Raw genomic sequence first — 11,950 nt, 5'->3', positions numbered from 1 at the left:
AGTGACAATGAAAGAAAATGACTGCACCATTCGTCTCGCCGAGCAGGGCGATGGCGCCCTGCTGTCAGCGCTGTTCGCGCAACTGGGGTATCCGACCCCGGTCGATGCGGTGGACGGGCGGCTGGCCGAACCCGATCCGGCCCGGGAGGTGCTGGTGGCCCTCTATCATGGGGAGATGGTCGGGGTGCTGGTATGGCATCGGTTGCAACCCATGCACCTTGCACCAGCCTGGGGCCTGATCTCGGCGCTGGTTATCGATGAAGGTGCAAGGGGCGGCGGCATGGGGGCCCGGCTGCTGGCGGCGGCCGAGGCGCGAGCGCTGGCCTCGGGTTGCAGCCAGCTGGAGCTCTCCAGCAGCCTCAAGCGCGAGGGGGCTCACCGCTTCTACCTGGCGCAAGGGTATGGCGAGCGGCCGAAACGGTTCGTGAAATTATTCTGATGTGGCATGAGGAGTCTGTGTGTTCTGGTCCAGGTTGAAAGCGGTATTCGGTCTTGCATCCCCTGCTGAGAGTCATGCCTTGGGAGCGCTGGAGTGGCAGCATGCCCTGGCGGCCGTGCCCATCTTGCAGGGCTTCTCCCGCGATGAAGAGCAGCAGCTGATCGAACTGGCCAGCCACTTCCTCTCCCGCAAGACGCTGACCCAGCTCGGGGTCGAGCTTACACCCCGTCAGCAGGGGGTGCTGGCCCTGCAGGCGGTGTTGCCCATACTGCATCTGGGGTTGGAGTGGTATCGCGGTTTTCACGAGGTGATCATCATCCCCGAACCCGTGACCCGCCGTCAGGAGGTGCAGGACGAGTTCGGGCTGGTGAGCGAGTTTGAAGAGGAGAACGCCGGCGAGTCCTGGCCCCAGGGACCCCTGGTGCTGGCCTGGAGCGAGTTGCAGCAGGATGGGGACTGGGATGGCTTCAACCTGGTGATCCACGAGCTGGCCCACAAGCTCGACATGCTGGGAGGGGATGCCGACGGGGGGCCGCCGCTCCCGAGCAGCATGGATCAGCGGCAATGGACCCAGGCGCTGCAGAGCGCGTTCGATGAGATGAATGCAGCGCTGGCCAGGGGAGAGGTAACGCAGATAGACCCCTATGCCGCCACGCACCCCGCCGAGTTCTTCGCGGTGTGCAGCGAGAGCTTCTTCACCGAGCCCCTGCGCCTGCGCGACACCTATCCGGCGGTATATGAGCAGTTCACCCGCTTCTACGGTCAGCAGCCTGCCGCCCGTTTTCCGGCCACCCGATTGCTGGCGGGAGATGGTGAGCTGCACAGCTGACTGGCGTCCCGGCGACAGAAAAACAAAAGGCACCCGAGGGTGCCTTTTGCATGGGCGCGAGCGCCGGGGCGCGGCAGATTATGCGGCAGCCTTGAGCTGGACTGCGGCGGCCTTCTTGTGATCGCCGATGGGCAGCACGGTGCGGCCGAACTGCTCGTTGATCACGGTGGCCATGGCCAGGTAGATGGCGCTGGCGCCGCAGATGATCCCTTCAAAACCAGCGATGGTGCCGATCACGGTGCTGCCGGTGAAGTCACGGGCGGCCAGCAGGAAGAACAGCACGGTCAAGGAGGCGAACACGAACTGCTTCACGCGCGGGAAGTTGACGGTGCCCACCAGCATGAAGAGGGTGAACATGCCCCACATCAGCAGGTACCAGCCCATGTAGGCGTGGGGAGTGGCTTCGGCCAGACCCATGGTCGGCATCACCAGCAGGAACACCAGGCTCCACCAGAAGGTGCCGTAGGAGATGAAGGCGGTGACACCGAAGGTGTTGCCACGCTTGAACTCCATGATGCCGGCGATGATCTGGGCCAGACCGCCATAGCACAGACCCATGGCCAGGATCATGGCGCTGATGGGGAAGAAACCTGCGTTATGGATGTTCAGCAGAATGGTGGTCATACCGAAACCCATCAGACCCAGAGGGGCAGGGTTGGCCAATTTTTCGCTCACGTGGCGTTCTCCAAAAATAGAGGTGGGGGTTGATAAAAGACGCGCGATTTTAGGCAGGCTCTCGGCCCCGAGCAAGGGGGTGAGGAGGCTAAATGGTAAAAAAATGACAGGAAATTTTAAGTGACCAACCATTCGTGTCATTCAGGTAGACGACGGGTGAATGGATAACGTTTTCAATGTTGCTTTTTTGTATGAAAGGCTCCCGAAATGAAAACGGGTAACAAAAGGAGCGTCTGCCGCGATGACCGGTTTGCGGGCCCACCGCGCGCTGGAACAAGCGATGCCTGGGTTGAAAATTCACCTCATATGCCATCAGACAAGAGGTGTTCAGCACCACTTGATCCTCTGGAACCCTCTGCTGATTGACGGCACAGCCCCGATGCCAGGCAGAGGCGCCCTCAGGACCGGGCAGGGGCGTGGTGCTGGTCCCGACACAGGAGACCGGCCAGCGGAGCCTGGAATCTTCCTTCAGGAAGCACGAGGAAAAGGAAGGCGTGCATATCTGCTGCCAACCGGCTTGAGGGGAGCGCAGGTTTACAGAGGCGGTCTGCTCACCACCTGGAAGCTGGCCTGTGTGGGAGCGCCGGATTTTCCACCCGCCCATGGGGTGGGTTGGTGCTTATGCGCAAAGGATGGTGCAGGGCCAAGGGCGTGTGGCCAGCAAGGAAGCAAGCAAAGAGGCGAGCAGAGAAGGGAGCAGAAAGAGGGGCAGAGAGCGCGAGCCAGAAGGGGGAATCCCCCCTTCGCGGGGCCATCACAGTGGCTCAATTATCCAGGGTGAGGACTACCTTGGCCTCCTTGTCGCTCTCCTTGACCTGGCTATCGAGCACGAACAGGCGATCCGGCGTGATGCCCTGGGTATCCACCAGGTACTCCTTGGTGTTCTGGGCACGGCGCATGGCGAGGTTGCGCAGGGACTTGGCGGTGATCAGCTGCTGGTCCCGCAGCAGGATCACCGCCTGGGTGCGCAGGGCACCGCTCCCTTCATCGAGTTGCAGCCGGTCGGCCAGGGTGCCGAGCTCTTCGTTGAACTTGGCCTCATAGGCCTCGGCCAGGGCACTCTGCAGGGCGGGGTCCTGCTCCAGCAGGGCGAGATCCACCGGGTTGCCGGTCAGCTTGGCCAGCACCCGCTCCAGCTTCTGGCGCTGCAAGATGGGGCGCTCCTCGTTGAAGTTGACCTTGCCGCGGATGTTCATGCTGAGCCTGGGCCTGTCTTTCAGTGCCTGAGCCAGGGTGGTCAGCTTGCTCTGCTGGCTCGGGGTGAGGGCGGGATCGCCGGGCAGGAAAGGAAGCTCATCGAGATCCTTGGTGCCCCCTGTCAGGGAAGCCAGCAGGGAGAAGGGGGAGGTGATGGCCTTGCTCAAGGTGTTGCCGAGCACGTCCCAGAAGATGTTGCCCAGGCTGAAATCCGGCTGATCCAGGTTGCCCTTCACCTTGAGGTTCATCTTGATGACGCCGCTGGCGTCGCTCAGCAGGGCGATGGCGAGCCCCAGCGGCAGATCCCTGGCCTGCTCGCTTTTGACCTTCTCGCCGAGTTGCAGCTTCTTGATGGTGATGTCGTTGTCTCCCTCCAGCCGGTTGCCTTGCAACTTGTAGTTGAGCTTCATGGAGAGCTGCCCCTTGTCGATGGCGTAGCCGGCATAGGTGCTGGAGTAAGGGGTGAAGGTGGTGAGCTCCAGGTTGTTGAAGGCCACGGCGACGTCGAGCACGGGATCGTCGATCAGCAGGTTGGCGCCCCCCCGGATGGTGACGGGGGCGTATCTGTCCACCTTGCCATGAAAGGCGAGCTCGGAGCGTTGGCCCGGTGTGTTGCTGATGTGGCGGTTCTGGCCCTCAAGGGAGGCGATGTCCACCACGAATTCCGGGCTCAGGCTGCGGTCGGCGAAACGCAGGTTGCCCTGGGTGGTGCGGACCTGGTCGATGAGGATATGCGGTGCGGGCGCGCTCTGTTTGCTGGCCGGTTGCGGCAGCAGCAACTGCTGGACGTTGGTGACGCCCGTTTCGCTTATCTCGATGCGGGCGAAGGGCTTGCTCAGCAGGATGTCGGCAATCTTCAGCTGCTGGCCGATGCCGTCATAGTGCAGCCCGCTCAGTTGCAGCTTCTCTATCTGCAGCAGGCGCTGGTTGTCGGCCCGATCCAGCACATCGAGCCCCTCGATGTCGAGCCCGCCACTGACGTCCAGCTTGCTGAGGGCCCCCTTGTCGTTGGTGGCCAGGTCCAGCCGGGTGCGGCTGGCAAGCATGCCGTCCCGCACGCTGATGCGCAGCAGATCCTGCAGGTAGGGCTGCGCCAGGGTGAGCGGCAGGCCCTGCTGCTTGAGGGTGCCGTTCAGGGCGAAGGGACTAAGATCCAGGGTGCCATCAATGGCCACCGTCGCCTGGGGAGGGAGTGTGCCGGTCAGGGTGAGGGGGCTGGGTTGGCCGGTCTGGCTGCCGAGGGGGCCCAGGGTGAGATCCAACCCGGAGAGATCCCGCAGCAGGGGCTTGCCGCTGCTGGACTCGGTCAGCTTGAGCGCCCCTTGGCTGATGCGGGCCTGTTTGAGTTGCCAGCGCCAGGGCTTGGCGGGTTTGGCCGGTTTCTTGTCCGGTTTGGGGGCTGGCTGGGGGATCAGAAGCTCCGCGAGGTCCAACTGCTGGTGGTGGTCGAGGACGGCGGTGACGGCGGGGGCCTTGAGAGTGGCGGTATCCAGCTCAAGGCTCTGCTTGCTGCCATCGACCCGGATCCCGGTCAGGGCCAGCTGGTTGAAGCGGGCAAATTCGCCGCCCTTTGCCCCCTTGAGCTGCCAGTTGGCCAGGGTCAGCCTGCCCTTGGCGATCTGCCATGCCAGACCCTGCTTGCCGGATGTGAGCCGATACGCCAGCTCGGCGCTGGCCTCTCCCCTGGCCAGTGTGGCCTTGACATAGGGTGCCCAAAGAGGAGCGAAGGGGGCGATCGCCAGCTTGCCGAGGCTGAGCTGCCCCTTGCCAGTCCCCGTGATGATGTTGAACTCGCCGTCGGCCTTGAGGGGACTCTTCTCATTGAGGGTCGCACTCAGCTGATAGCGGTTGAGGGCCGACGGCGCGCTGGAAAAATCGGGCAACTGCAGGGCGAGCTTGCCAAGGGTGAGGGGCGGCACCCAGCCCGGACTGCGCTGCTTGCGGCTATCCCGATAGTGAAATTGTCCCTGGACCAGGGCCAGTCTGCCGATGCTCACCACCAGGGGCTCGCCGGTCGATGCTGCCTGCTCCCTGGTTTGCAGGGAGTCGAGCAGGGGGGTCAGGGCCTCGGTCAGATTGAAGCGAACCTCTCCCTTGTTGTCCGCCAGACGCACAAGATCCACCTTGGGGGTGGTCAGGGTCAGCTCCTCCAGCACCAGGGCGCGCTGTTGCCAGCTCGCTTTCAAGGCGGGAATGACCTTCAGCTCTTCAAATGACACCAGGGGCTGCTGCCGCTCATCGAGCAGGGCGCTGGGCCCCAGGGTGAGGGAGGGAGAGCGCAGCCCGACCTCTATCTTCCCCAGGGTGAGCTGCAGACCATAATGGGTGGCGAGCCAGCCCGGCAGGTGGCGCTGGATGAGGTTGGGGGCTTGCCACAGCAAGATGGAGAGGGAAACGAGCAGGGCGGCGCAGAGATAGAGGGCGTAACGCAACAGGCGAGCGGGCAGAGGCTTGAGCATGATGGTCTCCATTGGATGCGCACATGGTAGCAATAAATCGGGCCCTGTTCATGGAAAGGACTCATGAGGTGCGCCGCACTCTGACCGCGTTGGGGAAATATTGCGCGATCCAGGCCAGGTTTCGCCCGTTGGCAAGCACCAAGGGTACCCAGGCATGCCGCGACTGACTGGTGTGGTGGGGTCATGGGGGTATTTTGCCAAGATCTGGGCCGGGGCTTGCCATATGGGATGCACCTTTGCGACATAGGGGACTCCGGGGGCGAGATGCCCCCAGATTCAGTCAATCCCCGTCGGTTTTCAAGCCGCTCAGCGACTGGATGCAGCGCTGCTCGGCGGCATCCAGCTCTGCCATCACCATCTGGATATCTTCGAGCTGCTGGCGCAGGGAGTGACGCCTGGCCTCGATGAGCTGGATCATGGAGTGCAGCTGCATCCGGCTCGAGCGGTCGGTGTCATACATGTCGAACAGCTCGCGGATCTCCGCCAGGCTGAAGCCGAGCCGCTTGCCACGCAGGGTCAATTTCAGGCGGATCCTGTCCTTGTGGCTGTAGATGCGGGTCTGCCCCTCCCGGGCCGGGGTGATCAGCCCCTCGTCCTCGTAGTAGCGGATGGTGCGCGGGGTGATGTCGAACTCCTGAGCCAGCTCGGAGATGCTGTAGGTTCTCTCCTTGCCGCAGAAACTGCCGCCTCTCATGGCCTGATCCTGCATGGGTCAACCTCCTGACATGACGACATGCTGCCGCTCTTCTCCCCGGTGGGGGCGCTTTCAGAGGTCATGGCACTCTCCTTGTGCTATCTCATCGAGTCCTGGCTGCAGCTCTCTGGCCCTGGCATGGAGCGCCTGCCCGACTCGCGAGCCGTTGGGACGGCCGAGCAGTTCGCTCACCCACTGACCGGTGGCGGCCAGCTTGTCGAGGTTTACCCCCGTACTCATGCCAAGGCCGTGCAGCAGATAGACCACCTCCTCCGAGGCGACGTTGCCGGAGGCCCCAGGGGCATAGGGGCAGCCACCCAGCCCTGCCACCGAGCAGTCTATGGTGCGGATGCCGCGCTCGAGTGCCGGCAACAGGTTGGCGAGCCCCTGGCCATAGGTGTCGTGAAAATGCACCGCGAGCCGGCCGGCCGGGACTTCGTGCAGCACCGCATCCAGCATGGGGGCGACGGTGCCCGGGGTGCCTATCCCTATGGTGTCGCCGAGGGATATCTCGTGGCAGCCGAGATCCAGCAGCCGCTCGGCCAGGGCGGCGACCCGTTTCGGGCGGGTCGGGCCGTCATAGGGACAGGCGATGACGGTGGAGAGGTAACCCCGCACCTTGATGCCGAGGCGGCGAGCCTCAGCCACCAGAGGGGCGAAGCGGATCAGTGACTCTTCGACGCCGATGCCGATGTTGGCGCGGGTGAAGCCGTCTGAGCAGGCGGTGAAGAGGCCAATCTCGTCGACCCTGGCCTGGATCGCGGCCTGCAGGCCCTGCAAATTGGGCACCAGGGCACCATAGCGGGTCGCTCCCTTGCGCGGCAGGGCCTTGAACAGTTCGGCGGAGTCCGCCATCTGCGGCACTCGTTTCGGGGAGACGAAGGCCCCCACCTCGATGCGCTGCAGGCCGCTCTCTGCGAGGCGGTTGATAAGCAGAAGCCGCTGCGCCAGCGACAACAGGCGGGGTTCGTTCTGCAGGCCATCCCGCGGCCCCACCTCCACCAGGCTGACCCTGTCGACGGGGGTGCCATGCTCCTTGCTCATGCTGCACCTCCCTCGGCGTTCTCTGTGCTCGGGTCGGCAAAGTGCACCAGGACGGCGCCCTGGCTCACCTGATCCCCCTGGCGGCAGGAGAGGGCTGTGATCACCCCCTCCTTGTCTGCTTTCAAGACGTGTTCCATCTTCATCGCCTCCAGCACCAGCAGGGATTGCCCCTTGCTGACGGATTGCCCGACCTCGACCAGCAGTGCCACCACCATGCCGTGCATGGGGGCCACGGCGCCCTGGGCCGTGTCGTGATCATGGTGTGGTCGATGGCGTTGATCATCGGCGGCGAAGGGAATGCGCCGGCCATCCAGCTGCAGCACGAAAGCCGCGTCTGCCGCCGGGGTGATGGGGCAGTGCACCCAGCGGCCCGCCCGCTGCAGGCGGATATGATCCACACCTAGCTCATAGGGGTAGGTTTCCCCTTGCCATGTGAGCCGACCGGCGCGCTCTGCAAGGGTCAGCACCCGGGCCTCCTCGCCGATCCGTACCGCCGCCGTCAGGCTTCTGAGGTCGCCCAGCCGAAAACCGGGGGCCTGCTGCCAGGGGGAGGGGCCGGTGCGGCTGGCGAGCCAGAGGGTGGCGAGCGGCCAGGCGAGGGTCGGGGTGGCCAGCGATTCGGTCGGAATGGGCCACTGGGTGTGGTGTGCCATGGCCAGTACGTCCGGCTCCTCGCACAGGCGCAGCAGCAGCGGGCCGTTGTGCACCAGGGGGCCGAGACTCAGGGCCGCCAGGGCATCGGCCAGCCTGGCGAAGGCCTCGGCCCGGCTCTGGCCGTGGGCGACCAGCTTGGCGATCATGGGATCGTAATAGGGGCTGACTTCATCGCCGGCGGCGACGCCGGTGTCGATGCGTACCCCCTGTGGCCAGTGCAGCCACTGGATGGGGCCGCTGGCGGGCAAGAAGCCTGCCCCTACGTCCTCGGCGTAGAGGCGCGCCTCCACCGCATGGCCGCGCAGCACTACCTCTTCCTGAGTCAGCGGCAGCGGCTTGCCCTCGGCGACCGCCAACTGCCAGGCCACCAGATCCTGGCCGGTGACGGCCTCGGTGACCGGGTGCTCCACCTGCAACCGGGTGTTCATCTCCATGAAGAAGAACTCGTCCCCGCACAGCAGAAATTCGATGGTACCGGCCCCCACATAGTCGATGGCCCGGGCGGCGGCCACGGCGGCCTCGCCCATGGCGCGGCGAAGCGTGGGTGCTATATCCGGCGCGGGGGCTTCTTCTATTACTTTCTGATGGCGGCGCTGTAAGGAGCAGTCCCTGTCCCCCAGGTAGATGGCGTTGCCGAGGGTATCGGCGAAGATCTGCACCTCCACATGACGGGCGCGGGCCAGGTAGCGCTCGAGCAGCACCCTGTCATCCCCGAAGGCGGCCAGGGCTTCTCGTTTCACCGCCGCCAACGCTTCGTCAAACTCGCCTGGCTGTTCGACCCGGCGCATCCCCTTGCCGCCGCCACCGCTGGCGGCCTTGATAAGGAGCGGGAAGCCGACCAGGTGCGCCTGATCACGCAACAGCGCCGTTCCCTGATCTGCGCCGTGATAGCCGGGCAGCACGGGGACGCCGGCCGCCTGCATCAGCGCCTTGGCGCCGGACTTGTCCCCCATGGCGAGGATGGCGGCGCCACTTGGGCCGATAAAGCGCAGCCCCTGGCTGGTGCAGGCGCTGGCAAAGTTGCTGTTCTCCGACAGAAAACCGTAGCCGGGGTGCACGGCGTCGGCCTCGGCCGCGTTGGCAATTTTCAGCACCTTGGCGGCGTCGAGGTAGCTCTCCCGCGCGGGGGCGGGCCCCAGGTGCCAGGCCTCGTCCGCTTCCCGCACATGCATGGCGCGAGCGTCGGCGTCCGAGTAGAGCGCGATGGTGTGAATGCCGAGGCGGCGTGCGGTCCGGATGATGCGCACGGCGATTTCGCCTCTATTGGCGATCAGCAGGCGTTTGATGGGAGCCTGATGTGTCATGTCTGCTCCTGGTGAATAAAGGCAAACTCGTTCATGAAGAGATCGAGGGGGGCAAGGCGTTGATCCGCCCCCCGGTTATCCTCGCCGCGGCTGGCGACAAGAAGGCGTTTGATGGGCTGGTATTGAGTCATGTTTCATCCTTGAAACGGGGGCGCCAGCTGGGGGGGCGCTTGTCGAAGAAGGCCTGCATCCCCTCCTGGGCTTCGAGTCCGACCCGTACCCGGGCTATGGTCTCGACGGTGATCTCTTCGTGTTGATGGCCGGGCTGGTGCTCGATGGCGGCCAGCAGCCGCTTGGTTTCCTTCATCGCCTCCGGGCCGTTGCGGCACAGCCGCATTCCCAAGGCCCGGCCCTCCGAGAGCAGCTGATCCGGCGTGCAGAGCCGGTGCGCCACGTTGAGGCGGCAGGCGGTGATGGCATCGAAGGGCTCGGCACTCAGCATGTAACGGCGGGCCTGACGCATTCCCATGGCGCGTACCACATAGGGGCTGATCACCGCAGGTACCAGCCCCAGGCTCACCTCTGAGAGACAGAAGCGGGCGTCGTCGCTGGCCAGTACGATGTCACAGGCACAGAGCAGACCGAGGGCCCCGCCATAGGCCGCCCCCTGCACCAGCGCCACGGTGGGGAAGGGGAGCTCGTCCAGGGCTTGCATCAGCCTGGCCAGTACCCGGGCATCTTCCCGGTTCTTTTCAAACGAGGTGGGATCGAAGTCGCCCTGAAGCTGGTTGCGCATCCAGTTGAGGTCGGCGCCAGCACAAAAGTGCCGGCCCTCTGCCCGCAGCAGCAGGACATGGGGGCGTTCTGCCAGCGGCTGGCCGTGGCGATGGGCCAGATCATCGAGGCAATCGAGCAGCTCCTGCATCAGATCGGCGTCGAGGACGTTGTGGCGTGCGGGGCGTGCCAACACCAGCTCAACCAGCGGACCGTGGCGCTCCAGCCGACAGCCTGCCAGGGGGTCATTGTACAGTGGGTCGGACATGTCGAACTCCTTACATCCGGAAGATGCCGTATTGCTCGGGCCCGGGATTGGCTCCCTGGCAAGCGGCCAGCGCCAGGGCCAGCACGGTGCGGCTATGGGCAGGATCGATCACGCCATCGTCCCAGAGCCTGGCGCTGGCGTAGTAGGGGTGACCCTGGCATTCATACTGTGCGATGACCGGGGCGCGGATGGCATCCGCCTCCTGCTCGTCCAGGGTCTTGCCGTCGGCCGCCAGCTTGTCCCGACGCACCTGCACCAGTACGTTGGCCGCCTGCTCGCCCCCCATGACGGAGATGCGGCTGTTGGGCCAGCTGAACAGAAAATCGGGCTCATAGGCGCGGCCGCACATGCCGTAGTTGCCTGCGCCGAAGCTGCCGCCGACGATCAGGGTGATCTTGGGTACCCGGCTGCAGGCCACGGCGGTGACCAGCTTGGCACCGTGCTTGGCGATCCCCTCCTTTTCCGCCTGACTGCCCACCATGAAGCCGGTGATGTTCTGCAGGAACAGCAGGGGAATGGCGCGTTTGTTGCACAGCTGGATAAAGTGGGCCCCTTTCTGGGCGCTGTCGCTGTGGAGTACGCCGTTGTTGGCGAGGATCCCCACGGGCATGCCCTGGATGCGGGCAAACCCAGTGACGAGCGTGGTGCCGAACAGCGCCTTGAATTCATCGAACACGGATCCATCCACCAGGCGGGCGATGAGTTCCCGGGCGTCATAGGAGCGCTTGAGGCTGGTGCCCACCAGGCCGTAGAGCTCCTCTATGGGATAGAGCGGTTCGTCGTAGGTTGGTGCTGAGTTTGCGAAGCCCAACACCGGAACATCTCTCGATTGCGAGGGGGGATCCCCAAGATTGCCAACCAGGGTGCGGGCGATAGCCAGGGCATGGGCATCGTCCTCGGCCAGGTGATCGGCCACCCCGGAGTGGGCGCAGTGCACCAGGGCGCCCCCCAGGGCCTCGGCGCTGATCTCCTCGCCGGTGGCGGCCTTGACCAGCGGCGGGCCCGCCAGAAAGATGGTGGCCTGCTCCCTGACCATGATCGACTCGTCCGCCATGGCGGGCACGTAGGCGCCGCCTGCGGTGCACAGCCCCATCACCACGGCCAGCTGGGGGATGTTCTGGGCCGACATGCGGGCCTGGTTATAGAAGATGCGGCCAAAATGGTCCCGGTCGGGGAACACCTCATCCTGCATCGGCAAGAAGGCACCGCCGGAATCCACCAGATAGAGGCAGGGGAGGCGCAGCCGCTCGGCGATGGCCTGGGCACGCAGGTGCTTTTTCACCGTGAGCGGGTAATAGGTGCCTCCCTTGACGGTGGCGTCGTTCACCACCAGCAGGCAGAGCCGACCCACAATCTGGCCCAATCCGGTGATGATGCCGGCGGCGGGCACCGGCTCGTCATAGACCTGCCAGGCGGCCAGCGCCGAGAGCTCGAGAAAGGGGGAGCCCGGGTCCAGCAGCTGGTTGATGCGCTCGCGGGGCAACAGCTTGCCGCGCCCCTGATGGCGGGCGTTGTTGGCCACGCCACCGCCCAGGGCTATCTCGGCGAGGCGGGCGTTGAGATCCTCGACCAGCCCCCGCATCGCTGCCTTGTTGGCGGCAAACTCGGCGCTGGTGGTATCCAGGCGGGAGTGGATCTGGCTCATGCGATCTCTCCCATCTGGTTGTTGTTGC

Annotated in this window: 10 protein-coding genes; 2 read left to right on the top strand and 8 right to left on the bottom strand. The window is 64.8% G+C overall.

The features are described 5' to 3' along the window. Positions 1 to 7: 7 nt before the first annotated feature. Positions 8 to 439 (top strand): GNAT family N-acetyltransferase, encoded by a 432-nt coding sequence (locus tag KW824_RS01190; protein WP_218408647.1) that lies wholly within the window; start codon positions 8 to 10, stop codon positions 437 to 439. Positions 440 to 458: 19 nt separating this feature from the next. Then, a complete protein-coding gene (locus KW824_RS01185) occupies positions 459 to 1,268 on the top strand; it encodes a M90 family metallopeptidase (protein WP_218408646.1) in 810 nt (269 codons plus the stop codon). A gap of 78 nt (positions 1,269 to 1,346) precedes the next feature. On the opposite strand, the gene KW824_RS01180 is transcribed toward KW824_RS01185, so the two are convergent. The 8 genes from KW824_RS01180 to KW824_RS01150 form a co-directional block, all read right to left on the bottom strand. After that, a complete protein-coding gene (locus KW824_RS01180) occupies positions 1,347 to 1,943 on the bottom strand; it encodes an acetate uptake transporter (protein WP_218408645.1) in 597 nt (198 codons plus the stop codon). A gap of 764 nt (positions 1,944 to 2,707) precedes the next feature. Further along, positions 2,708 to 5,611, bottom strand: a complete 2,904-nt coding sequence (locus KW824_RS01175; RefSeq protein ID WP_218408644.1) for a DUF748 domain-containing protein — start codon at positions 5,609 to 5,611, stop codon at positions 2,708 to 2,710. Positions 5,612 to 5,879: 268 nt separating this feature from the next. Next, positions 5,880 to 6,293: a MerR family DNA-binding transcriptional regulator gene (locus KW824_RS01170; RefSeq protein ID WP_041206952.1), complete on the bottom strand. Its 414-nt coding sequence runs from the start codon at positions 6,291 to 6,293 to the stop codon at positions 5,880 to 5,882. Between the two features lie 72 nt (positions 6,294 to 6,365). Beyond that, complete coding sequence (locus KW824_RS01165) at positions 6,366 to 7,337, bottom strand: hydroxymethylglutaryl-CoA lyase (protein ID WP_218408643.1); 972 nt, start codon at positions 7,335 to 7,337, stop codon at positions 6,366 to 6,368. Continuing rightward, positions 7,334 to 9,295, bottom strand: coding sequence for a biotin carboxylase N-terminal domain-containing protein (locus KW824_RS01160; RefSeq protein WP_218408642.1), 1,962 nt, complete (start codon positions 9,293 to 9,295; stop codon positions 7,334 to 7,336). Before KW824_RS01160 ends, KW824_RS01165 begins: the two co-directional genes overlap by 4 nt. Continuing rightward, entirely contained in the window at positions 9,292 to 9,426 is a 135-nt protein-coding gene (locus tag KW824_RS20920) for a hypothetical protein (RefSeq protein WP_256351215.1), read from the bottom strand. The genes KW824_RS01160 and KW824_RS20920 overlap by 4 nt, the downstream gene beginning before the upstream one ends. Further along, on the bottom strand, positions 9,423 to 10,277 hold the full coding sequence (locus KW824_RS01155; protein WP_218408641.1) for an enoyl-CoA hydratase-related protein: 855 nt from the start codon (positions 10,275 to 10,277) through the stop codon (positions 9,423 to 9,425). Before KW824_RS01155 ends, KW824_RS20920 begins: the two co-directional genes overlap by 4 nt. Before the next feature lie 10 nt (positions 10,278 to 10,287). Beyond that, on the bottom strand, positions 10,288 to 11,922 hold the full coding sequence (locus KW824_RS01150) for a carboxyl transferase domain-containing protein (RefSeq protein WP_218408640.1): 1,635 nt from the start codon (positions 11,920 to 11,922) through the stop codon (positions 10,288 to 10,290). Positions 11,923 to 11,950: the final 28 nt, after the last annotated feature.

It is taken from the genome of Aeromonas sp. sif0611 (assembly GCF_019218845.1).
Taxonomy (GTDB): Bacteria; Pseudomonadota; Gammaproteobacteria; order Enterobacterales; family Aeromonadaceae; genus Aeromonas; species Aeromonas media.
The sequence above is the reverse complement of the archived record's forward strand: the minus strand, read 5'-3'. Positions and strand labels throughout refer to the sequence as shown.